Below are 22,719 nucleotides of genomic sequence, written 5' to 3'. Positions count from 1 at the left end.
AAAGGGATGAAAAGGAGAAAGGGGGACGCATGCAATTCGTCGACCAACTGATTACCGACTTCGACAAGGCGCTGCGCGTGATCAGCGGCGTGGTCTCCGAAAGCCGTCCCAATCCCGCTCGCGGCCTGGCCGACGGCGTGATGGACGAGGCCGAGAAGCGGCACGCGGCCGGGCTGATGCGGGTCAACAATGTCGGCGAGGTATGCGCCCAGGCCTTGTACGACGCGCAAGGGCGGTTCGCCCAGAAGCGCGAGATCAGGCAGGCCTTCGAGCATGCCGGCATCGAAGAGGAAGACCATCTGGCCTGGACCGCCGAGCGTCTGCGCGAGCTGGGTTCGCGCACCAGCCTGCTGAATCCGCTCTGGTATGCCGGCTCCTACGTGCTGGGCACCATCGCCGCCCGCGTGGGCGATGCGCGCAACCTCGGCTTTGTGGCCGAGACCGAGCGCCAGGTCGAGCTGCACCTGCTGAGCCATCTGGAAAAGCTGCCCGCGCAGGACAACAAGTCGCGCGCCATCGTCGAGCAGATGCGCATCGACGAGGTCGAGCACGGCCAGGCGGCCAAGGACCTCGGCGCGGCCGAGATGCCGGCGCCCATCAAGGGAGCGATGAAGGCGATGTCGAAGGTGATGACGGGCGTGGCTTACTACGTCTGAGCCGCCCCCCGATGTAAAAAACGCCGCACCGGTGCAAGCCGTGCGGCGTTTTTCTTTGCGGCGTTTTTGCTTACTGCTGCTGGCCCAGCGCCGGCGCCGCTTCGCTCAGGTCGTCGACGATCTCGAAGGAGTGGGTCAGTTCGGCGGTCTTTTCCAGCATGATCGAGGCCGAGCAGTATTTTTCATGGGACAGCTTGATGGCGCGTTCGACCACGTTCGGCTTGAGGTTGCGGCCGCGCACGGTGAAGTGGAAGTGGATCTTGGTAAAGACTTTCGGATCGGTCTCGGCGCGCTCGGACTTGAGCGTGACGTCGCAGCCGCGCACATCCTGGCCGCTCTTGCGCAGGATCACCACCACATCATAAGCGGTGCAGCCGCCGGTGCCGGCCAGCACCACTTCCATCGGGCGCGGCGCCAGGTTGCGGCCGCCGCCCTCGGGCGCGCCGTCCATCGTCACCAGATGCCCCGAGCCTGTTTCCGCCGTAAAGGTCATGCCGGACAAGCCGGTCCAGCGCACTGTGCATTCCATCTGTGTCGTCCAAATTGGTTGAAAGAGTTGCGTATTGTAGCTTTTGGCGGCCCGGGCCGCTGTTATTGGACGCGGCAAGGCTGCGGCAGCCGGGAAGCACGGATTTTGCAATGCAAAAAATTATCTGTCCGTCATTGTTTTAATGGCATGTTTGAACAAGGAAAAACCTGCAATGCCGGGCTTTTCCGGTAAGGGTGAAAAAATATCGCTTCGTATATTGCAATGCACAAAATGCTTTGCTATATTGGTTTCAACGGATGTATTTGCAGCACGTAACGATGTCTCCTCCACCCTCCTCAACGGTGGATTAAGCCCGGAACTCCTGTTTCCGGGTTTTTTTTGTCCGCTCGTTCCCGCCATTCCGGCAAAAGCGGATGAAAATTGCCGATTTGCCATCGAAAATCCGCCTTCGGCGCGGCTGTATGCCACAAAATTCATCAAACCTTTTGACGCTAAGTCCTTGAAAAGGCTATAATTGCCGGCTTTCCCATGCGCTCGGGAAGATAAAAGGATGAGTCCGCCAGGCGTGAAGGCCCGACTAGAGCAATCTAGTATGGCCGGCACGGACGAACGGAACCGCCACTTTGAGCGTTATTTTTCATTTAGGAAGTCAAACATGAAGACCTTTTCCGCTAAAGCCCATGAGGTTCAGCGCGAGTGGTTCGTGATTGACGCGACGGACTTGGTCCTCGGACGTGTTGCCAGCGAAGTGGCACTCCGACTGCGCGGCAAGCACAAACCGGAATTTACCCCCCACGTCGACACCGGCGATTTCATCGTCGTGATCAACGCTGGCAAGCTGCGCGTCACCGGCACCAAGGCTACTGAAAAGACGTATTTCCGTCACAGCGGCTATCCGGGCGGCATCTACGAAACCAATTTCCTGAAGATGCAACAGCGTTTCCCCGGCCGCGCGCTGGAGAAGGCCGTCAAGGGCATGCTGCCCAAGGGCCCGCTGGGCTACGCCATGATCAAGAAGCTGAAGGTGTATGCAGATGGCAACCATCCGCACTCCGCCCAGCAACCGAAACCCCTCGCGCTCTAAGGAACAGACATGATCGGTAACTACAATTACGGAACCGGCCGTCGCAAGAGTGCTGTGGCTCGTGTTTTCATCAAGGCAGGTTCGGGCAACATCGTCGTCAACGGCAAGCCCGCTGCTGAATACTTCTCCCGCGAAACCGGCCTGATGGTGATCCGCCAGCCGCTGGAACTGACCGGCAACGTCGAGCGTTTCGACATCATGGTGAACGTGCACGGCGGCGGCGAGTCCGGCCAGGCCGGCGCGGTGCGCCACGGCATCACCCGCGCCCTGATCGACTACGACGCCGGCCTGAAGCCGGCCCTGTCGAACGCAGGCTACGTCACCCGTGACGCGCGTGAAGTCGAACGTAAGAAGGTTGGTCTGCGCAAGGCACGTCGCGCAAAGCAATTCTCGAAGCGTTAATCGTTTCCCGCATCACAGAAAGCCGCCGGCATTGTTGCTGGCGGCTTTTTGCTTTTTTGCGCTATTGCAGTGCCTGGCTTGCCGGCTGTGTCGGCATTTCCGGGGCAGGGCGGCCATTCCCGCATGACGGGATTTTTCAAGGCTTGCCGGTGAAATAACTTCCCGAACAGAAATGAGAGGGAAATATTCTCCTGCTAGAATGAAAAAGTTTGAGAAACTTCGCTTTTGCGAAGCTTTCCGTTCTCCTTTTATCGCAAGGACAAGACATGATCAAGGTAGGTATCGTCGGCGGGACCGGTTACACCGGTGTCGAATTGCTGCGTATTTTCGCGACCCACCCGGAAGCCAGCGTGCAGGCCGTGACCTCGCGCAAGGAAGACGGCATGCCGGTGGCGGAGATGTATCCGTCGCTGCGCGGCCGCGTCGACGTGGCGTTTTCCTCGCCCGACAAGGCGCGCCTGACCGACTGCGACGTGGTGTTCTTCGCCACCCCGCACGGCGTGGCGATGGCCCAGGCGCCTGAGCTGGTGGCCGCGGGCGTGAAGGTGATCGACCTTGCCGCCGATTTCCGCCTGCAGGACGTCGCCGCCTTCGAGAAATGGTACAAGCTGCCGCATAGCTGCACCGACCTGTTGAAGGAGGCCGCCTACGGCCTGCCCGAGCTGAACCGCGAACAGATCCGCCGCGCGCGCGTGGTGGGCAATCCGGGCTGCTATCCGACCACCATGCAGCTGGGCTTCGCGCCGCTGCTCAAGGCCGGCGTGATCGATGCCTCGCACCTGATCGCCGACTGCAAGTCCGGCGTGTCCGGCGCGGGCCGCAAGGCCGAGCTGTCGCTGCTGTTTTCGGAAGCCTCGGACAACTTCAAGGCCTACGGCGTATCCGGCCACCGCCATACGCCGGAGACCGTGGAGCGCCTGTCCACGCTGACCAAGGACAAGATCGGCCTGCTGTTCACCCCGCACCTGGTGCCGATGATCCGCGGCATGCATTCCACGCTGTACGGCCGCCTGACCAAGGATATCGACAACGCCGCGCTGCAGGCCCTGTTCGAGGACGCTTACAAGGACGAGCCTTTTGTCGATGTGATGCCGTTCGGCTCGCACCCGGAAACCCGCACCACGCGCGCCTCCAACATGCTGCGCCTGGCTGTGCATCGCCCCGGCGACGGCGACACCGTCGTGGTGCTGGTGGTGCAGGACAACCTGGTCAAGGGCGCGTCCGGCCAGGCGGTGCAGTGCATGAACCTGATGTTCGGCCTGCCGGAAACCACCGGCCTGCTGCAGGTCCCCGTGCTGCCGTGAAGTACAGGTTATGGCAACGGCGCATGACGATCTCTGCGCCGAAGATGACGATCAAACGCCATCTGCCGTGGCCGCTGCAGGCCCTGTTGTGGGCGGCCGTGCTGGGCGGCGGCGTGGCGCTGGCCGTCTGGACCTATGAGCTGGGGCGCAACAACCTGCCCACCTTGCAGGGCGATGCCGGCGAGCAGTTGTCGGAGCTTGCCGGCCAGGTCAAAAAGCTGTCGGAAGAAAACGAGCGCCTGCAAACGGCGTCGAACGCTTCGCAGAATGAACTGAAGATCGCCCAGGCGGCGCAGGCGCAACTGGCGGCCCAGGTCAAGAACCTGGAGGCGGAAAACAACCGCCAGAAGGAAGACTTGGCCTTTTTCGACAGCCTGCTGCCGACCAACCTCGGCGCGCCGGGCATTACCATCCAGCGGTTCAAGGCCGAGCTGGCCGGGGCCAACCAGGTGCGCTATCGCGTTCTGGTCATGCAGGGCGGCGGCGGTACCCAGCAATTTGCCGGGAATTTACAGCTTAGTATCACGGTTTGGCAGTCGGGTAAGAGTGCTATTATCAATTTCCCGGAATCCAACTCGGCTGATCTCGCGCGTTACAGGCTCGCATTCAAGTATTACCAGCGGGTGGAAGGCGTGTTGAATGTGCCGGAGGGAGCGACCATCAAGGCGGTCGCTGTTCGTGTTCTCGACCGCGGCCAGGTGCGCGCCCAGCAGTCGGTAGACCTGTGAGGTGATTTCATGTTCGGACGCAAGACCAAAAGTACGATCGACAGCCTGATCGGCATGTCGGCTAACATCAAGGGCGAGATCGGCTTCAAGGGCGGCCTGCGCATCGACGGCCATATCAATGGCAACATCAGCGGCGAAAGCGGCCAATCCAGCGTGCTGGTGATTTCCGAGCATGCCAAGGTGGTCGGCGAGGTGCGCGCGGCGCACCTGATCGTCAATGGCGAGATCACCGGCGACGTCTATTCGACCGAATTGCTTGAATTGCAGCCCAAAGCCCGCATAACTGGGAATGTCTATTACAAGGCGCTGGAAATGCATGGCGGCGCGCTGGTTTCCGGCAAGCTCAGCCATGACCAGGTGGAAGAAACGCCGGTATTGAAGCTGGCCGTGTCGTCCGAAGCATGAAAATCCGCCAGCGCTTATAATGAGTCATTGTCCGCCCAAGCCCTAGCAGGAGCCCGAAATGAATGCCGTAGCCGAACTGCAACAAACCGAAATGCCGACCCCGATCAACTTCAGCGACAGCGCAGCCGCCAAGGTGGCCCAACTGATCGAGGAAGAGGGCAACCCCGACCTGAAACTGCGCGTATTCGTGCAGGGCGGCGGCTGCTCCGGCTTCCAGTACGGTTTCACCTTCGATGAAATCGTCAACGAAGACGACACCACCATGTCCAAGAACGGCGTGCAACTGTTGATCGACTCGATGAGCTACCAGTACCTGGTCGGCGCCGAGATCGACTACAAGGACGACCTGGAAGGCGCGCAGTTCGTGATCAAGAACCCGAATGCCACGACCACTTGCGGTTGCGGCTCGTCGTTCTCGGTCTGATCCGCGGAAAGAGCTTTACCCAGCAAAAAAGGACGCTTCGGCGTCCTTTTTTGTTGTCGAAAAGAAAAGGCCGCAGGGAGATGCCGACGGCCTTCGAGATTCAACCCAATTCCGCAAACGCCTTGGAAGCCGCCGCGATAGTGGCATCGATCACCGCATCGTCATGCTGCGCGGAGACGAACCCGGCTTCGAATGCCGACGGCGCGAAGTAGACGCCGGCGTCCAGCATCTTGTGGAAGAAGCGGTTGAAGCGCTCCTTGTCGCCCTTCATCACTTCGGCATAGCTGTCCGGCGCCGAGGCGGCGAAGTACAGGCCGAACATGCCGCCCACGGCGTCGGCCGCGAAGGTGACGCCGGCCGCCTTGGCCGCCGACGCCAGGCCGTCGGCCAGCTTCTTGGTCTGCGCGCCCAGCTTCTGGTAGAAGCCCGGCTGCTGGATGATCTTCAGCGTGGCCATGCCTGCCGCCACCGTCACCGGGTTGCCCGAGAGCGTGCCGGCCTGGTACACGCCGCCCAGCGGTGCCAGGTGCTTCATGATGTCGGCGCGGCCGCCGAAGGCCGCCACCGGCAGGCCGCCGCCGATCACCTTGCCCAGCGCGGTCAGGTCGGGCCGGATGCCGTTGAGTTCTTGCGCGCCGCCCAGCGCCACGCGGAAGCCCGACATCACTTCGTCGAAAATCAGGATCGCGCCGTATTCGGTGCACAGGCGGCGCATCGCCTGCAGGAATTCGTCGCTGGCGCGCACCAGGTTCATATTGCCGGCCACCGGCTCCACGATCACGCAGGCGATCTCGTTGCCGGAGGCCTTGAAGGCTTCTTCCAGTTGCGCGGTGTTGTTGTAGTCCAGCACTAGGGTGTGCTTGGCGAAATCTTCCGGCACGCCGGCCGAAGTCGGGTTGCCGAAGGTCAGCAGGCCGCTGCCGGCCTTGACCAGCAGCGAGTCGCCGTGGCCGTGATAGCAGCCTTCGAACTTCACGATCTTGTCGCGCTTGGTGGCGCCGCGCGCCAGGCGCAGCGCGCTCATGGTGGCTTCGGTGCCGCTGGAGACCAGGCGGACCTGCTCGATCGACGGCACCAGCTTGATGATCTCTTCGGCCATCTCGATCTCGGCCTCGGTCGGCGCGCCGAAGGAAAGGCCGCGCGCGGCCGCTGCCGTCACCGCCTGGACCACGTCCGGATGGGCGTGGCCGACGATGGCCGGGCCCCAGGAGCCGATGTAGTCGATGTAGCGGCGGCCTTCGGCATCCCAGAAGTAGGGACCGTCGGCGCGCTCGATGAAGCGCGGCGTGCCGCCTACCGAACGGAACGCGCGCACCGGGGAGTTGACGCCGCCCGGCGTGCTTTTCTGGGCGCGGGCGAACAGGGATTCATTGCTGGTCTTGGACATGTTTGTTACCGGTTCAAATACAGGTCGGATGCGCAGACGCATCAGTTGAGGTTGCTGGGATCTTCGGCTTCGCGCGCCCAGAAGTAGCGGTCCGGCACCAGCTTGCCCATGCCGAGGCGCTGGGCGTTGGCCAGCGAGGCCAGCGTGAATTCCTGGGCTTCGGTGACCGCCTCGGGCACTTCCAGGCCGTTGGCCAGCATGGCCGCGATCGCGGCCGAGAGGGTCGAGCCGGCGCCGCTGAAGGAGCCCGGCAGGCGTTGCCAGGCATCCTGGCGCACCAGGCCGGATTCGTCGAACAGCGAGTTGGCGATTTCCTGCAGCTCGGCCTGGGTGTTGGTGACGAACAGGTATTCGCAACCCATTTCGATGATGCGCATGGCGTCGAGCATGAGCGTGTCGCCCGTCACCGGTTCGCGCCAGGTTTCGGCCAGCCGCGCCAGTTCGGTGGCCGAGGCCAGCATCAGCGTGGTCTGCGGCACCAGCAGTTCGCGGATGGCGATCAGGCGGTCTTCCTCTTCTTCCTGGTTGGCCAGCGACGAGGTGAAGGGATCGAGGATCAGCGGCACTTCGGGGTAATCGGAGACGATCTCGGCGATCGCCGAAATGTTTTCGATGCTGCCTACGGCGCCGACCTTGAAAGCCGACACCGGCATGTCTTCGAGGATGACGCGCGCCTGGTCGGCCACCCAGTCGACGTCGATGACTTGCGTATCTTCCACGCGGGCGGTGTCCCCGATCAGCAGCGATGTCACGACCGACAAGCCATGGCAGCCCATCGCCGCGAAAGTGGCGAGATCTGCCTGGATGCCCGTGGCGCCTACCGGATCGGCGGCGCCGAAGGTCAGGATGAGGGGGGAGGTTTGGTTTTGCACGTCGAGTAGATTAAGATAGCGTGTTTAGAACTCGTTCCATACGGGTTTCAAGCATTTTACTTGAATTGATTTGAGGGATAGTCAGCCGTGAGCAATAACCAAACCGAATTCAAAACCTGGATGTGCCTGATCTGTGGTTGGATCTACGACGAGGAAGCAGGCCTGCCGGAAGAAGGGATCGCTCCCGGTACCCGCTGGGAAGATGTGCCCATCAACTGGACCTGTCCCGAGTGCGGCGCGCGCAAGGAAGATTTCGAAATGGTCGAGATCTGACCGCCTTCCTTCCCCATCCTTCATGCGGCGGCCGGTACCCATCAGCGCGCTGCCGCATTCCTCCCCCCGTTTTCTTCTTTTGGCGCGCTTGATCCAGATCAAGCCGGGTGCATCCTGCCTGCCATCTTCGTTTCACCCGCGAAACTTGTCGATGTGGAAACCCGGTTCTCCGGCGCCAGCATTCCAGTGTTTTCAATAAAGCAGTGAAGTTGCTGCTGTTTCCGTGCTAGATGGGCCGGGCATTTGCTAAAGTTGCCCGATGCGCTCCAGCGATTTGCGAAAGAGATACATGGCGTCCCCGTCCGGCCCGGTTGCGGGAATGCATATCGATGGCGCCTGGCCCGGGTGTGCGGGTTTGCCATTTCAGACGCAACCGTATCCAATCGTATTCGTATCAATGGGGGAGGGGAGGCATGAGAATAAAAAAGGTGCTCGTGGTCGATGACTCCCCGACCGACCGCTACGTGCTGACCAACATTCTCGAACAGAACGGTTTTTCAGTCGCCATCGCCGAGAGCGGCGAGGATGCCCTGCAAATGATCCGTGCGGACAAGCCGCAACTGGTGCTGCTGGACGTCGTCATGCCGGGGCAGAACGGCTACCAGGTCACGCGCCAGATCGCGCGCGACCCCAACCTGAAGGATTTGCCGGTCATGATGTGCAGCGTCAAGGGCGAGGAAACCGACCGCATCTGGGCGTTATGCCAGGGCGCTTGCGACTACATCGTCAAGCCGGTCGACCCGGACGAGTTGCTGGCCAAGATCGGCGCCATCGAATGAGCGCGGAGCGGGACGATACTGCCGGAACCGGCAGGAAGAAAGGTGGGCTGCAAGCCTTCCAGGCCTCGCTGCTGGCGCGCATGGAGGCGGCCAGCAGCGAGGAATTGCTGGCGCGCCGGCTGGCGGCGACCATCGGCCCGTTCCATTGCCTGATCCGCCTGACCGAAGCCGGCGAAATCCTGCCGCTGTCCAGCTTGCCTGCGCCGATGAAGGTGCCCCTGACGCAGCCCTGGTACCTTGGCCTGGTCAATCTGCGAGGCAATCTGGTCGGGATTGCCGATCTTGCCGTGTTGAGCGGATTCCCGGCCCAGGCACATGGGCGCGATAGCCGGGTGCTGGCGTTTTCACCCGCCTTGGCGCCCAACTGCGGCTTGCTGCTGTCATCCGTGCTGGGGTTGCGGCATATCTCGGAAATGACGCAAATATCGAAAAATTACGATGACAAAAACGAATTAATTGGGGTTGTTGGGCGGTATAAAGATACCGCCGGAACCGAGTGGCATGAAATCGGTTTGGCAACGCTGCTGAAAGAGGCCGCCTTCTTGCATATCGGCCGGTAATAGGTAATACGGAGCGGGGCCTGGCGGCGAATCGCTGCGGCCTTGGGGGTACGCCGACCTGAACTAAAAAAGGAGCACCAGTCATGGCATTGAGTTTGCCGCGTCTGCCGAAAAAGCAAAAAAACACAGCGGAGAAGGAAACGGAGCATGCCGTTGTGCCGCCATCGCGCCGCACCCGGCTGCCGTTCATCAACCGTTTCTCGCTGCGCCGGCAGACCCGTATCCTGCTCGGCCTGCTGGCCTTGTCGCTGGCCAGCACCTTCTTCTTCCTGTGGCAGGGCTCGCGCAACTACATCCATGCCACGTTCCAGACGCACATCGCCTCCGACCTGGTGATGCATTCGCAGCGCATCGGCAAGGCCGTGCCCAACGCCATCCAGGGCAACAAGGAGGCGTTCTCCCAGCTCGCCGAAAGCCGCAACGAGTTCAACCGCGACCTGGGCCTGCTGATGGAGGGCGGTATCTACCAGGGATATACGATCAGCCTGCCCGACGCCGCGATGAAGCCGGTGCTGGACGACGTGCAAAAGATCTGGGAGCACACTAACCATGCGTCCGGGACCATCCTTAGGCTGGAAAAGGAATTGACCGGTTTCGGCGTCACCTTGAAGCGGCTCAACCTGCTGCTGCCGACCATGCTCGACCTGAGCGAGCAGATTTCCATGCTGCAGTCGCAAGGCTCGGCCAGCCCGCGCGAGATGGCCGCGGCCGGGCAACTGGTATTGCTGACGCTGCGCCTGGGGCGCAGCGCCAACGAGTTCCTGACCTCGGAGGGCGTCAATCCCGAAACCGCCTTCCTGCTCGGCAAGGACGTCAATACCTTCCATGACATCCTCGACGGCTTCCTGAACGGCAGCGACCTCTTGCGCTTGAAACCGGTCACCGACAAGGAGACGCGCGACAAGCTGCAGGAGCTAGAGAAAGTCTTCGGCGAATACCAGCCGCAGGTGGCCGGCATCCTCGGCAACCTGCAGAATTTCATCGCCGCCAAGCAATCGGAGCAACTGGTTTTCCTCGAGAACGAACTGCTCAAGAAGCACCTGACGGTCTTGCAGAGCGATTACCGCGAGGTCCAGGAGTCGCGCGGCTGGACCTTCTGGGCCATGCTGGCGGCGACGGTATGCGCGCTGTTGAGCGCCATCGGCATCGCGCTGGTGCAGTTGCAAAACAGCCGCAACAATGCCGCCGACGCTGAGGCGCGCCGGCAGGAGGCCGAAGCGCAACGCCTGCAGGCGCAGCAGCAGGAAGAGAAGGCCATGCGCACCAATGTCGCCAACCAGGCCGCCATCCTGCGCCTGATGAACGAATTGCAGAAGGTCGCCGACGGCGACCTCACGGTGCACACTACCGTCTCGGAAGACATCACCGGCGCCATCGCCGATTCGGTCAACTACACCGTGGAAGCGCTGCGCGGACTGGTGGGGCAGGTCACGCAGATGGCGTCGAAGGTGGCGGCATCGTCCGACCACGTGCGCAAAACTACGACCGAGCTGGCCGGCGCGGCCCGCATGCAGGCGCGGCGCATCCAGGAAACCGGGCAATCGATGCTGGAGATGTCGATGCAGATCACCGACGTGTCGGTGTCGGCCAGCGAATCGGCCGATGTGGCGCGCCATTCGGTGGTGGTGGCCGAGCGCGGGGCCCGTGCGGTGGAAGATGCGGTCAAGGCCATGAACGAGATCCGCGACCAGATCCAGGAAACCTCCAAGCGCATCAAGCGGCTGGGCGAATCCTCGCAAGTGATCGGCGAGATCACCGACCTGATTTCCGACATCACCGAACAGACCAACGTGCTGGCGCTGAACGCCGCCATCCAGGCCGCTTCGGCAGGCGAGGCCGGGCGCGGCTTCTCGGTGGTAGCCGAAGAGGTGCAGCGCCTGGCCGAACGCTCCAGCGCCGCCACGCGCGAGATCGGCGCCCTGGTGCGCATGATCCAGACCGATACCCATGACGCCGTGGCGGCGATGGAAAAGTCCACCGCCGGCGTGGTGGAAGGCGCCGTGCTGTCGGACGCGGCCGGCGCGGCGCTGTCGGATATCCGCAGCGTCTCCAACCAGCTGGCCGAACTGATCCAGGGCATGTCGCTGTCGACCGAGCAGCAGGCCATCTCGGCCAACGGCGTGGCGCAGAATATCCAGAGCATCCTGACCGAAAACGAAATCATCGAACAGAGCCGGGAGCAGGTCACCAGCCTGTACACCGACCTGTGGGATGCCGCCAAGGAACTGCAAAGCTCGGTGTCGCGCTTCCGCGTGACGGTGTCCTGAGCCGTTGCCTGCCGCCATGCCGCCGATGGACGATATCCCCTCAACTTCCTCCGCGCCGGCTTTCGGCGATTTCGTGCGGGATGCCCCGGGCGAGTGGCAGCCGCGGGAACGCGACCCGGAGATGATGGCGGTATTCCTGGCAGAGGCGCGCCAGATGCTCGACGCTTTGCGGGAGGCGCTGCCCCGGCTGGCCGGCGGGGCAGCCGATCCGGAACTGCTGGCAGGCGTGCGCCGTTGTTTCCATACCTTCAAGGGCAGCGGGCGCATGCTGGGATTGGCGGCGCTTTCCGATGCGGCACATGCGGTGGAGCGCCTGCTCAACGCCTGCCTTGTGCAAGCGCGCGCGGCCGGGCCGGCCGCACTGGCGCCGCCGGTATTGGCGCTGCTGGAAAACAGCCGCCTGCTGCTGGAAGAATGGATCGGCGAGCTTGCAATGCAAGGCGGCTCATACCGGGAAGCGCCCTCGCTGGTGGCCGCAGCGCGGGCCTTGTGCGAAAGCATGGCGTCTATGCCGCCTGAACAGGATCCTCACGCGCTCAGCGCCATGCCTGCCGATGCCGATCCCCGGCTGCGCGCCATTTATCTCGACGAGGCCCGCCAGTTGCTCAAGACCATGCGCCAGCATGGCAGCAGCTGGCGCGCCAAGGCCAACAGCGGCCTGGTGGCGCCGGCGCCGCCCTTGTTCATGCGCGCCGTCCATACCTTGCGCGGCAGCAGCGCCACGGCCGGGTTTGCCGGCATGCGGGAACTGGCGGGTTTGCTGGAAGGCTTGCTGGAACAGGTCAAGGCGGCTGCCGCCGGGCTCGACGGCAGCCAACTGGCCGCGGTGGAAAATGCGGTCGACGCCATGCACGCCATGCTGGAGCAGTATCGGCAAGGCGGCCAGCCGGCGGCCCCGGCGCAAGCCGGCGAGGCGCTGTCGGCGCTGCTGGGGCATTTCCGCCGGCAGCGCACAGGGCGGGAAGAGGCGGGCGCCGCCAGCCCGCCGCCGGCTGCCGCGGTAGCGGAGCCAGCCATCGCCCCGGAGGCCGGGGCCGGCGAGCTGCGCGATGAGATCGACCATGACTTGCTGCCGGTCTTCCTGGAGGAGGGGCAGGATTTGCTGGCCGCGGTGGGCGAGGGACTGCACCGTTTCCAGCGCGACCCCTCCGACAGCGCGGCCATCGCCGAACTGCGGCGGCCGCTGCATACCGTCAAGGGCAGCGCGCGCATGGCCGGGGCCTTGCGCCTGGGCCACCTGATGCATGAACTGGAAAGCGGCGTACAGCGCGCGCTGCGCGGGCAGGGCGGGGCGGATGCCGCCGCCGGCCTGCTGGCGCTCTACGACAAGGCGCTCAAGCAGTTCGAAGCCCTGGAGCGATTGGGCGGCGCCGATGGCGCATCCGCGCCGCTGCGGCGGCTGTCCGAGGGCGAGCGCAAGCTGGCCTCGCCGCTGGTGCGCATCAAGGTCAGCGTGCTCGACCAGTTGCTCAACCAGGTGGGCGAGGTGTCGATCGCCCGCTCGCAACTGGAAAACGAAGTCGACGCCCTGCACAAGAGCGCGCAAGAACTGGCGGAGAGCATCGCCAAGCTGGCGGACCAGTTGCGCGATGTCGAGATCCAGGCGGAGATCCAGATGGCCGCCTCCCACCATGCCGGCGGCGAGAGCGCGCGCTTCGACCCGCTGGAGCTGGACCGCTTCACCCATCTGCAGGAACTCACGCGCATGATGGCCGAGAATGTCGGCGATGCGGCCTCGCTGCAAAAGCAACTGGTCGATGCCGCCGGCAAGACGCAGGAAGGCTTGCGGCGCCAGGGCCGCCTGACGCGCGAGTTGCAGCAGGAGCTGATGTACACCCGCATGGTGAAGTTCAACAGCCTGGAGCAGCGCCTGCAGCATCTGGCGCGGCAGTTGTCCAATGAGACCGGCAAGCCGCTGGCGCTGGAAATCGGCGGCGGCGATGTCGAACTGGACCGCGGCATCCTGGAGCGCATGATCGGGCCGTTCGAGCACCTGTTGCGCAATGCCGCCGTGCATGGCATCGAGGCCGGCGACGGACGCCTCGTGGCGGGCAAGCCGGCGGCCGGCCGGCTCAGCGTGCGGGCGGCGCAGGAGGGCAGCGAGGCCATCATCCGGATTGCCGACGACGGCCGCGGCCTCGACCTGGCCGCCATCCGCAGCAAGGGGGAGGCGCTGGGGCTGGTCGGCGAGGATATCGCGCCGGATGACGCGCGCGTGAGCGAACTGATTTTCGAGCCCGGCTTCAGCACTTCCTCCGAGATATCGGCCCTGGCCGGGCGCGGCGTCGGCATGGATGTGGTGCGCTCCGAAGTGACCGCTCTGGGCGGGCGCGTCATGGTGGAGTCGCAGCCTGGTGCGGGAACGCATTTCACCATCCACTTGCCGTTGTCGCTGGCCGTCAAGCAGGTTTGCCTGTTGCGGCAGGGCGGGCAGACCTATGCGATTCCCTCGATGCTGGTCGACAAGGTGGTGCAACTGCGCAGCGCGCGGTTGCGGCAGGCATTGGCCGAGGAAGCGCTGGACGAGGGCGGGCGCAGGGTGGCCTTGCAGCCGCTGGAGCGGCTGCTGGACCAACCGCCCAGGGAAGACGAGGGTTTGCCGCAGGCATCGGGCCACGTCTTGTTCGTCAAAGGCGGCAACGAGCTGGTGGCGATCCTGGTCGACCAGGTGCTGGGCAACCGTGAAGTGGTCGCCAAGCCGCTGGGGCCGCAACTGGATACCCTGGCCGGCGTGGTCGGGGCGACCGTGCTGGGCAACGGCGAGATTGCCCTGATCGTCAATCCGCTGCTGCTGGCGCGCCGCACCGGCGCACGCCGGCTGGCGGGCAGGCCGGCCAAAGCCGAGCCGCGCGCCGGGCGCAAGCTGGTGATGGTGGTCGACGATTCGCTCACCGTGCGCAAGGTGACGCAGCGCCTGCTGGTGCGCGAAGGCTATGCGGTGGCGACCGCCACCGACGGCTATGACGCCATCGGCCAGTTGCACGACCGGACACCGGACATCTTCCTGGTCGACATCGAGATGCCGCGCATGGATGGTTTCACCCTGGTGCGCCATTTGCGCGACAACGAATCCACCCGCGCCAAGCCGATCATCATGATCACGTCCCGCACCGGCGCCAAGCACCGCGAGCGCGCCATGGAAGTCGGCGTCAACCATTACATGGGCAAGCCTTACCAGGACGAGAAATTGCTGGCGCTGGTCAGGCATTTCACCGGCGATCCGAGCAAATGGCGGGATGACGACTTCAGGGATGTCTTGTACTAATCAACATCATGCCGGCAAGGCGCGGATCAGCGCCGATTCCACCTCCGACGTAAAATAACGCGCTGCGGCAACGTCGCGCCGGCGGGTATTTCAGCGCTGGTTGCCGATGTCGCGGCGGCGGCCGGATGCGCGCCGCATGCTCCAGCGGATGCCGATACTGCAGACGAGGCCGAGCAGGCCGAGGAACAGCAACAGGTCGTCAAGCACGATGGGTCCTTGGAAAAGGTCCCGCATGGCGCGGGCGTTGGGGATGGCTTCACTGTATGCGCCCGGCGCCGGAGGCGCCAATATCAAATGGGGCGGGGCGCCATCTCAAAACGATATGGGGACAAGGGAGAGGAGATGATTTCATTCCGGCAGCTCAGGTACTTTGTTGAAATCGTCGAAGCCGGTGGCTATACGCGCGCCGCGGAGCGCCTGTTCATCGCGCAGTCGGCGCTGAGCCGGCAGGTCAAGGAACTGGAGGGCGACCTCGACGTGGTGCTGCTCAAGCGCGATGCCAAGCAATTCGAACTGACCGACGCCGGCCAGGATTTCTACGAACGCAGCCGCAAGATCCTGTCCGACATCGACCGCGCGGTAGCGCAAGCGCGCACCATCGGCAAAGGCGAGCATGGCGCGCTGCGGCTGCTGCATTCCAGCTCGGTGCCGCTGTCGGCGCCACTGGGGCCGACCCTGAACGAAGCGCTCAAGGCCTTTCCCGGCATTTCGCTGGAGATATCGCAGGCCCCGTCCGAATACCAGGCGCGCGAAATCGATGAAGGCAGCGCCGACATCGGCCTGGCGCGCCTGCCCATCCTGCGCAAGCATCCCAATCTGGAAAGCACGGTGCTGTACCGCGAGCGGCTGGTGGCAGCGGTGCCGGCCGCGCATCCGCTGGCACGGCGCGAGCAGGTTGAGATCGCGGAGTTGCGCGAAGAGCAGTTCGTCTCGGTGCCGCACCGCGATCGCGGCGGGCTGAGCTACCTGGTGGCCGAGCGCTGTATCGCGCACGGCTTCTATCCGCGCGTGGCGCGCGCGACGTCGCGCAAGAATTCACTGCTGAGCCTGGTCAATGCCGGCTTCGGCATTGCCGTGGTGCCGCAGAGCATGGCTAGCATCTCGCTGTCGGCGGGGGTGAGTTTTCCGGCGGTGAAGGATGCGGATTTCTATTCGGAGGTGGCGCTGTTGCGGCGGCGCGATGCCCCGGCCATGGTGGACCAGTTCGTGCAGGCCTTTATCCAGGGCTTGCGGGCGGCGGGTTTGCCCGCGCCGGACGAGGACTGAGCCCGGCGCGATTACAGAGTAATGTCTTAGGCGCCGGTAGCGACAGGCCGCTTGGCGTCCGAACTCCATTCGCTCCACGAACCCGGATACAGGCTGGCGCCGCCCAGGCCGGCCACTTCCAGCGCCAGCAGGTTGTGGCAGGCGGTGACGCCGGAGCCGCACTGCATCACCGCGGCATGCGGGTCGCCGATCACCGACAGCCATTCCTCGCGCAGCTGGGTCGCGTTCTTGAAGCTGCCGTCGGCTTGCAGGTTGTCCTTGAAGAAACGATTCCTGGCGCCGGGGATATGGCCGCCGACCGCGTCCAGCGTTTCGTTCTCGCCGCGGAAGCGATCAGGCGCGCGCGCATCGACCACCTGCAGCGCCTGCGATTTCAAATTCTCCACCAGCGCATGCGCATCCACCGTCCTGACGAGCGAGGTCAGGTCCTGGATGTTGCCGTGCGCGGCCGGCGGCGGCACTTCGGCGGTCGCCTGCTCGCCCAGGGCCTGCCAGGCGGCCAGGCCGCCGTCCAGCACCGCCACGTCGCTGTGGCCGATCCAGCGCAACAGCCACCACAGGCGCGCGGCGAACATGCCGCCGTGGGCGTCGTAGGCCACCACCTGGGTATCGTTGTTGATGCCCAGGGCGCGCATCGCCTCGACGAAGCGCTGGCGGTCGGGCAGCGGATGGCGGCCGTGGAAGCGGCCGGCGGCATCGGTCTTGGGGCCGGACAGGATCTCGTCCAGATGGGCGAAGCGGGCCTGGGCGATGTGGCCGGCGGCATAGGCCTCGCGGCCGGCGTTCGGATTGGCCAGGTCGTGGCGGCAATCGACGATCACCAGGTTCAGGTATTGCGCGCGCGACTTCAGTTCGGCGGCGCTGATCAGGGTGCTGTAGGTCATGCGGTCTCTCCTTGTGCTCGGATGCGGATGGTTCGGATCATACTTCAGTCGCGATCGGGTCGACCTTGGGGACGTTCTTGGCGGCGCTCTGGCTGCGGCGCTGGTTATGGTAGGTGGCCAGGATGCCGCTGGCCAGGATGATGGCCACGCCGGTCCAGCCGATCCAGCCCGGCGCATCGTTCCAGATCACCACCCCGAACAGGCTGGAGAACACGATGCCCGTATATTGCAGGTTGGCTGTCAGCAGCGTGTTGCCCAGGCGGTAGGCCCGCGTCATGGCGATCTGCGCCAGCGTCGCGGTCAGGCCGATGGTGATCACCAGGGCGGCGCCGGTGGGCGAGTGGGAATGCAGCAGGGGCACCTTGCCGGTCACCATGTTGCCGGCCAGGCCGGCCACCACGCCGGTCAGTGAAAAATAGAACACGACGCGGTATTCCGGTTCCCCCAGCAAGCCCAGCTTGCGCACCTGCAGGTAGACCAGCGCCGAGAGCACGCCCGAGCACAACGAGATGGCGCCGCCCAGCAACTGCTCCGAATTCAGCGAGGGGCGCATCAGCAAGGCCACGCCGATGAAGCTGAGCAGCACGGTGCCGGCCAGGCCCCATTCGAATTTCTTGTTGCCCTGCCACCATCCGGCGGCGAACAGCATGGCCGCGATCCAGATCGAGGACATGTAGTTGAGCGTGGTGGCGGTGGCCACCGGCAGCAGGCTGAACGAGTAGAACCACATCCACAGCGAGATCACGCCGACGCCGCCGCGGATCAGGTGCTCGCGCGGGAAGGGCGTGCGGAAGGTGCCGCCGCGCAGCAGCACCATGGAAGCGATGACCGTTACTCCGACCAGGCCGCGGCACAGCACGATCTCGGCAGTGCTGTAGTACTCGCCGGCCAGCTTGACGCACACGCCCATGATGGAGAACAGGAAAGAAGCGACGAGCATCCAGAGCGATTGCATGGCGGTGGCGTTTTGGTGGAAAGGATGGAGGGCAGGCGCGCGGCGGCTGCGGAAAAAGAAATCGGCAGCGCCGGGCCGAGCCGGTGCTGCCGATCTGGTATTACGCGGGGCGCGAATGGAGTTGAAGTTCTTGCAATCCGGGGGCGGCGGCAATGGCGGCGTATCTGAGTGCCGTCGTCGTCTTGCCGCTCCCCTTGCATGAAATCTCCTCTGCGCGGCCAGTGGCCGGATTATTCTTTGGCGCCCGGCGGCACCTCAAGCTGCGAGCGGTACCATTCGTGGAAGTGCTGCATGCCGTCTTCCATCGGCGACTGGTAGGGCCCGACTTCGCTGGTGCCGCGATCCATCAGTATACGACGGCCGGCATCCATGCGCAGGGCGATCTCGTCGTCCTCGATGCAGGTCTCCATGTAGGCGGCGCGTTCGGCTTCCACCATCTCGCGTTCGAACAAGGCGATCTCTTCCGGATAGTAGAACTCGACCACGTTGGTGGTCTTCTGCGGGCCGTTGGGCCACAGCGTCGACACCACCAGCACGTGCGGGTACCACTCGACCATGATGTTGGGGTAGAGCGTGAGCCAGATCGCGCCGTACTTGGGCGGCGTGCCGTTGCCGAACTGCAGCAGCTTTTCCTGCCACTTGGCGTAGGTCGGCGAACCGGACCTGGCCAGGCCGTGGTTCACGCCCACGGTCTGCACGCTGTAGTCGCGGCCGAATTCCCACTTCAGGTCGTCGCAGCTGACGAAGTTGCCCAGGCCCGGATGGAAGGGTTCGACGTGGTAGTCCTCCAGGTAGACCTCGATGAAGGTCTTCCAGTTGTAGTCGCACTGGTGGACTTCGGTGTGGTCGTACAGGTAGCCGGAGAAATCCAGGTCGCGCGCCACGCCGAGCTTGTTCAACTGCTGCGAGACGTTGGCGCCATTGGCTTCGAACAGCAGGCCGTTCCAGCTCTGCAGCGGCGTCTTCGACAGGTTCAGGCAGGGCGTCTCGCCGAAATGCGGCGCGCCGATCAGCTCACCCTTCAGGTCGTAGGTCCAGCGGTGCAGCGGGCACACGATATTGCGCGCGTTGCCGCGGCCGTCCAGCATCTTGGCCTGGCGGTGGCGGCACACGTTGGAGACCAGCTCGATGCCGTGCGCGTTGCGCACCAGCATGCGGCCTTCGTTTTCCCACGGCAGGGTGGCGTAGTCGCCCGTCTCCGGCACCATCAGTTCATGGCCGGCGTAGCGTGGTCCCTGCTGGAATATGGTCTGGAGTTCCCGCTGGTAAAGCGGTTCGTCGAAGTAGACGTTGACTGGAAGTTGCGCGTTTGAGCGCGCCAATTTGGCAAAAGTAGCAAGATCGGACATTTCCGCCCCCAAATTAATTTGCACCAACCTAAGAGAGAAAATCCGCAAAAACCTGTGTTCAAATAATATGAAGAGGAAATTTTGGACAGAACCGGGGATTATACCTTAAAACCCCCTTAAGGTTCCGGGTTTTGAGGTCATTTAGACAGCATTTTGGCCGAATTTACATGGTTTGGCCTGCCGTGCCGCTGCAATCCTGTGTTGAATTGATTTTGGAATGGGCGGTTTGTTCTAAAATAGCAGGTTAGATTTTCAAATGGGTCGATATGCCAAGAACCTCAGCCACCGCCGCCGCCAACGCGCCCGCCTCCTTTGAGCAAGCCATGCAGGAGCTGGAACAGCTCGTGGCGCAGATGGAAGGCGGCGAACTGCCGCTGGAAGCCTCGGTGGCCGCCTACAAGCGCGGCTCGGAGCTGGTGAAGTTCTGCGCGGCCCAACTGGACAAGGTCGACAGCCAGGTCAAGGTGCTCGAAGGAGAGATGCTCAAGCCCTTCAGCGCCGACCCCAACGCCAGCGAGGACGAGTGATGACTGCACGCCTGGGAGCTTCCCTGTCTTTCCTCGAATGGATGCAGCAAGTGCAGGCCGGCATGGAAACCGTGCTGGAACGCTTCCTGCCGCCGGTCTCGGTAGTGCCGGCGCGCCTGCACGAGGCGATGCGCTACACCGCCCTGGACGGCGGCAAGCGCGTGCGCCCGCTGCTGGTGTACGCCGCCGGCGACGTGTTCGATACGCCGCTGCCGCTGCTGGAGCGGGCCGCCGCCGCGGTCGAGATGATCCACGTGTATTCGCTGGTGCATGACGACATGCCCTGCATGGACGACGACGCCTTGCGCCGCGGCAAGCCCACCGTGCATATCCAGTATGACGAAGCCACCGCGCTGCTGGTGGGCGACGCCTTGCAGGCGCAGGCCTTCGATACCCTGTCGGCGCCGCTGGAGGCGGAGCTGGGTGCGGACGCCGGCCTGGCCGCGCGCCAGTTGCGCATGTTGAACCTGCTGGCGCAGGCCGCCGGATCGGTCGGCATGTGCGGCGGCCAGGCGATCGACCTGGCCAGCGTCGGCATGACGCTGTCGCTGTCCGAGCTGGAGCAGATGCACCGCCTGAAGACCGGTGCCCTGCTGCGCGCGGCGGTGTTCCTGGGCGCGCTCGGCGGCAAGGCCCTGGCGGCCGAGGAAAGCGCCGCGCTGGACGACTACGCGCGCGCCGTCGGCCTGGCGTTCCAGGTGGTCGACGACATCCTCGACGCCACCGCCGACTCGGCCACGCTGGGCAAGACCGCCGGCAAGGACGCGGCCGACAACAAGCCGACCTATGTCTCGATACTCGGCCTGGGCGAATCGCAGGCGCTGGCTGAAAAGCTGCGCGGCAACGCGCACCAGGCACTGGCGCCGTTCGGCGACAAGGCGCGCCGCCTGCGCGAGCTTGCCGACCTGATCGTGCAACGGAAGGCATGAGGCCGGTCATACGGCCTTCAGACCCAATCAACGGTAACAACAGTATGCTGCTCAATACCATCAACGACCCGGCCGACCTGCGCCGCCTGTCCCGTCCCCAACTCAAGCCGCTGGCCGAGGAACTGCGCGGCTTCGTGCTGGACTCGGTATCCAAGACCGGCGGCCACCTGTCGTCCAACCTGGGCACGGTCGAGCTGACCATTGCGCTGCATTACGTGTTCAACACGCCGCAAGACCGCATTGTGTGGGACGTCGGCCACCAGACCTATCCGCACAAGATCCTGACCGGCCGCCGCGACCGCATGGGCACGCTGCGCCAGCAGGACGGCATCTCCGGCTTCCCGCGCCGCGCCGAAAGCGAATACGATACCTTCGGCACCGCGCACTCGTCGACCTCGATCTCGGCCGCGCTGGGCATGGCCCTCGCGGCTAAAACCCAAGGTTCGGACCGCCATTCCATCGCCGTGATCGGCGACGGCGCGATGACCGCCGGCATGGCCTTCGAAGCGCTCAACAACGCCGGCGTCTACGACGACATCAACCTGCTGGTGATCCTGAACGACAACGACATGTCGATCTCGCCGCCGGTGGGCGCGTTGAACCGCTACCTGGCGCGCCTGATGTCGGGCAAGTTCTACGCCAAGGCGCGCGACGTGGGCAAGTCGGTGCTGCCGGCGCCGGTGCTGGAGCTGGCCAAGCGCCTGGAAGAGCATGCCAAGGGCATGATCGTGCCGGCCACCATGTTCGAGGAATTCGGCTTCAACTACATCGGCCCCATCGACGGCCACGACCTCGATTCGCTGATCCCCACGCTGCAAAACCTGAAGAACCTCAAGGGGCCGCAGTTCCTGCACGTGGTCACCAAGAAGGGCCAGGGCTACAAGCTGGCCGAGGCCGACCCGGTGCTGTACCACGGCCCCGGCAAGTTCAATCCCAGCGAAGGCATCAAGCCCAGCGCCGGCGGCAAGCTGACCTATACGAAAGTGTTCGGCGACTGGCTGTGCGACATGGCCGCGGCCGACGACAAGCTGGTCGGCATCACGCCGGCCATGCGCGAAGGCTCGGGCATGGTCGCCTTCGAAAAGAAATTCCCGCAGCGCTACTACGATGTCGGCATCGCCGAACAGCACGCGGTGACCTTCGCCGCCGGCATGGCCTGCGAAGGAATGAAGCCGGTGGTGGCGATCTACTCGACCTTCCTGCAGCGCGGCTACGACCAGCTGATCCATGACGTGGCGCTGCAGAACCTGGACGTGACCTTCGCGCTGGACCGCGCCGGCCTGGTCGGCGCTGACGGCGCCACGCACGCCGGCAACTACGACCTGGCCTTCCTGCGCTGTATCCCGAACATGGCGGTGCTGGCCGCGTCCGACGAGGACGAATGCCGCAAGATGCTGTCGACCGCCTACCGGCACAACGGCCCGGCCGCGGTGCGTTACCCGCGCGGCGCCGGCATTGGCGCCGCAGTGGAAAAGACATTGGATGTGCTGCCTTGGGGCAAGGGCGAAGTCCGCCGCGAGGGCAAGGGCATCGCCATCCTGGCCTTCGGCACCATGGTCGCGCCGGCATTGGGCGCGGGCGACAAGCTCAACGCCACGGTCGCCAACATGCGCTTCATCAAGCCGCTGGACGTGGAGCTGGTCAAGCAACTGGCCGCCACCCACGAGGCGCTGGTGACGGTGGAAGAGGGCTGCATCATGGGCGGCGCCGGCGCCGCCGTGTCGGAGGCGCTGGCCGCCGCCGGCATCGACAAGCCGGTTTTGCACCTGGGCTTGCCCGACCGCTTCATCGACCACGGCGATGCCGGCCAACTGCTGGCGCAATGCGGGTTGGATGCCGCCGGCATCGCCCAGTCCATCGTGCAGCGTTTCGGCAAGGACCAGCCGCGGCTGGTGGTCAGCAACGGCTGATTG

The 22,719-nt window shown here is 64.2% G+C and carries 23 protein-coding genes; 17 read left to right on the top strand and 6 right to left on the bottom strand.

Annotated elements, in window-relative coordinates:
• Window positions 1-29: 29 nt before the first annotated feature.
• On the top strand, window positions 30-656 hold the full coding sequence (gene coq7 / locus J7548_RS18890) for a 2-polyprenyl-3-methyl-6-methoxy-1,4-benzoquinone monooxygenase (protein WP_290977641.1): 627 nt from the start codon (window positions 30-32) through the stop codon (window positions 654-656).
• 70 nt (window positions 657-726) lie between these two features.
• Here the strand turns inward: coq7 and J7548_RS18885 are convergent, their stop codons facing one another.
• Window positions 727-1,185: an OsmC family protein gene (locus J7548_RS18885; RefSeq protein ID WP_290977639.1), complete on the bottom strand. Its 459-nt coding sequence runs from the start codon at window positions 1,183-1,185 to the stop codon at window positions 727-729.
• 43 nt (window positions 1,186-1,228) lie between these two features.
• Here J7548_RS18885 and J7548_RS18880 point away from each other — a divergent pair, with 43 nt between their 5' ends.
• From J7548_RS18880 to erpA, 7 genes are all read left to right on the top strand, one after another.
• Window positions 1,229-1,660 carry a hypothetical protein gene (locus J7548_RS18880; protein WP_290977637.1) on the top strand — a complete coding sequence of 144 codons (432 nt, stop codon included), beginning with the start codon at window positions 1,229-1,231 and terminating at the stop codon, window positions 1,658-1,660.
• A gap of 141 nt (window positions 1,661-1,801) precedes the next feature.
• Window positions 1,802-2,230 (top strand): 50S ribosomal protein L13, encoded by a 429-nt coding sequence (rplM, locus tag J7548_RS18875; protein WP_050469369.1) that lies wholly within the window; start codon window positions 1,802-1,804, stop codon window positions 2,228-2,230.
• A gap of 9 nt (window positions 2,231-2,239) precedes the next feature.
• Window positions 2,240-2,632, top strand: a complete 393-nt coding sequence (gene rpsI, locus J7548_RS18870; protein ID WP_050469370.1) for a 30S ribosomal protein S9 — start codon at window positions 2,240-2,242, stop codon at window positions 2,630-2,632.
• A 266-nt stretch (window positions 2,633-2,898) separates the two neighbouring features.
• Window positions 2,899-3,936, top strand: a complete 1,038-nt coding sequence (gene argC, locus J7548_RS18865) for an N-acetyl-gamma-glutamyl-phosphate reductase (RefSeq protein WP_290977632.1) — start codon at window positions 2,899-2,901, stop codon at window positions 3,934-3,936.
• Window positions 3,937-3,959: 23 nt separating this feature from the next.
• Window positions 3,960-4,664 (top strand): DUF6776 family protein, encoded by a 705-nt coding sequence (locus J7548_RS18860; protein ID WP_290977630.1) that lies wholly within the window; start codon window positions 3,960-3,962, stop codon window positions 4,662-4,664.
• A gap of 9 nt (window positions 4,665-4,673) precedes the next feature.
• Window positions 4,674-5,069 (top strand): polymer-forming cytoskeletal protein, encoded by a 396-nt coding sequence (locus J7548_RS18855; protein ID WP_290977628.1) that lies wholly within the window; start codon window positions 4,674-4,676, stop codon window positions 5,067-5,069.
• 58 nt (window positions 5,070-5,127) lie between these two features.
• Window positions 5,128-5,493, top strand: coding sequence for an iron-sulfur cluster insertion protein ErpA (gene erpA / locus J7548_RS18850; RefSeq protein WP_290977626.1), 366 nt, complete (start codon window positions 5,128-5,130; stop codon window positions 5,491-5,493).
• Window positions 5,494-5,593: 100 nt separating this feature from the next.
• Here erpA and hemL read toward each other — a convergent pair whose 3' ends face one another.
• Both hemL and J7548_RS18840 read right to left on the bottom strand, forming a co-directional pair.
• On the bottom strand, window positions 5,594-6,880 hold the full coding sequence (gene hemL / locus J7548_RS18845; protein ID WP_290977624.1) for a glutamate-1-semialdehyde 2,1-aminomutase: 1,287 nt from the start codon (window positions 6,878-6,880) through the stop codon (window positions 5,594-5,596).
• 41 nt (window positions 6,881-6,921) lie between these two features.
• Window positions 6,922-7,752 (bottom strand): hydroxymethylpyrimidine/phosphomethylpyrimidine kinase, encoded by an 831-nt coding sequence (locus J7548_RS18840; protein WP_290977622.1) that lies wholly within the window; start codon window positions 7,750-7,752, stop codon window positions 6,922-6,924.
• A gap of 120 nt (window positions 7,753-7,872) precedes the next feature.
• On the opposite strand from J7548_RS18840, the gene J7548_RS18835 reads away from it, so the two are divergent.
• The 6 genes from J7548_RS18835 (at window position 7,873) to J7548_RS18810 (ending at window position 16,162) form a co-directional block, all read left to right on the top strand.
• Window positions 7,873-8,025, top strand: coding sequence for a rubredoxin (locus tag J7548_RS18835; protein WP_141913301.1), 153 nt, complete (start codon window positions 7,873-7,875; stop codon window positions 8,023-8,025).
• A gap of 413 nt (window positions 8,026-8,438) precedes the next feature.
• A complete protein-coding gene (locus J7548_RS18830; protein ID WP_290977620.1) occupies window positions 8,439-8,804 on the top strand; it encodes a response regulator in 366 nt (121 codons plus the stop codon).
• A complete protein-coding gene (locus tag J7548_RS18825) occupies window positions 8,801-9,364 on the top strand; it encodes a chemotaxis protein CheW (RefSeq protein ID WP_290977618.1) in 564 nt (187 codons plus the stop codon). Before J7548_RS18830 ends, J7548_RS18825 begins: the two co-directional genes overlap by 4 nt.
• Before the next feature lie 83 nt (window positions 9,365-9,447).
• Entirely contained in the window at window positions 9,448-11,631 is a 2,184-nt protein-coding gene (locus tag J7548_RS18820) for a methyl-accepting chemotaxis protein (protein ID WP_290977616.1), read from the top strand.
• 25 nt (window positions 11,632-11,656) lie between these two features.
• Window positions 11,657-14,896 carry an Hpt domain-containing protein gene (locus J7548_RS18815; RefSeq protein WP_290977614.1) on the top strand — a complete coding sequence of 1,080 codons (3,240 nt, stop codon included), beginning with the start codon at window positions 11,657-11,659 and terminating at the stop codon, window positions 14,894-14,896.
• A gap of 342 nt (window positions 14,897-15,238) precedes the next feature.
• Complete coding sequence (locus J7548_RS18810; protein WP_290977612.1) at window positions 15,239-16,162, top strand: LysR substrate-binding domain-containing protein; 924 nt, start codon at window positions 15,239-15,241, stop codon at window positions 16,160-16,162.
• A 26-nt stretch (window positions 16,163-16,188) separates the two neighbouring features.
• Here the strand turns inward: J7548_RS18810 and J7548_RS18805 are convergent, their stop codons facing one another.
• From J7548_RS18805 to J7548_RS18795, 3 genes are all read right to left on the bottom strand, one after another.
• Window positions 16,189-17,046 (bottom strand): sulfurtransferase, encoded by an 858-nt coding sequence (locus tag J7548_RS18805; RefSeq protein WP_290977610.1) that lies wholly within the window; start codon window positions 17,044-17,046, stop codon window positions 16,189-16,191.
• 37 nt (window positions 17,047-17,083) lie between these two features.
• The gene (locus J7548_RS18800; RefSeq protein ID WP_290977608.1) at window positions 17,084-18,001 is read right to left on the bottom strand and encodes a DMT family transporter; all 918 of its coding nucleotides are present in this window, start codon (window positions 17,999-18,001) and stop codon (window positions 17,084-17,086) included.
• Between the two features lie 230 nt (window positions 18,002-18,231).
• Window positions 18,232-19,350 carry an aromatic ring-hydroxylating dioxygenase subunit alpha gene (locus J7548_RS18795; RefSeq protein WP_290977606.1) on the bottom strand — a complete coding sequence of 373 codons (1,119 nt, stop codon included), beginning with the start codon at window positions 19,348-19,350 and terminating at the stop codon, window positions 18,232-18,234.
• A 266-nt stretch (window positions 19,351-19,616) separates the two neighbouring features.
• Between J7548_RS18795 and J7548_RS18790 the strand changes: the two genes are divergently transcribed.
• The 3 genes from J7548_RS18790 to dxs are packed head-to-tail and all read left to right on the top strand — an operon-like array spanning window position 19,617 to window position 22,716.
• On the top strand, window positions 19,617-19,877 hold the full coding sequence (locus J7548_RS18790) for an exodeoxyribonuclease VII small subunit (RefSeq protein WP_290977604.1): 261 nt from the start codon (window positions 19,617-19,619) through the stop codon (window positions 19,875-19,877).
• A complete protein-coding gene (locus J7548_RS18785; RefSeq protein WP_290977602.1) occupies window positions 19,877-20,806 on the top strand; it encodes a polyprenyl synthetase family protein in 930 nt (309 codons plus the stop codon). The genes J7548_RS18790 and J7548_RS18785 overlap by 1 nt, the downstream gene beginning before the upstream one ends.
• A 44-nt stretch (window positions 20,807-20,850) precedes the next feature.
• Window positions 20,851-22,716 carry a 1-deoxy-D-xylulose-5-phosphate synthase gene (gene dxs / locus J7548_RS18780; protein WP_290977600.1) on the top strand — a complete coding sequence of 622 codons (1,866 nt, stop codon included), beginning with the start codon at window positions 20,851-20,853 and terminating at the stop codon, window positions 22,714-22,716.
• Window positions 22,717-22,719: the final 3 nt, after the last annotated feature.

This window comes from Herbaspirillum sp., from assembly GCF_017744395.1.
Taxonomy (GTDB): Bacteria; Pseudomonadota; Gammaproteobacteria; order Burkholderiales; family Burkholderiaceae_D; genus Herbaspirillum.
The sequence above is the reverse complement of the archived record's forward strand: the minus strand, read 5'-3'. Positions and strand labels throughout refer to the sequence as shown.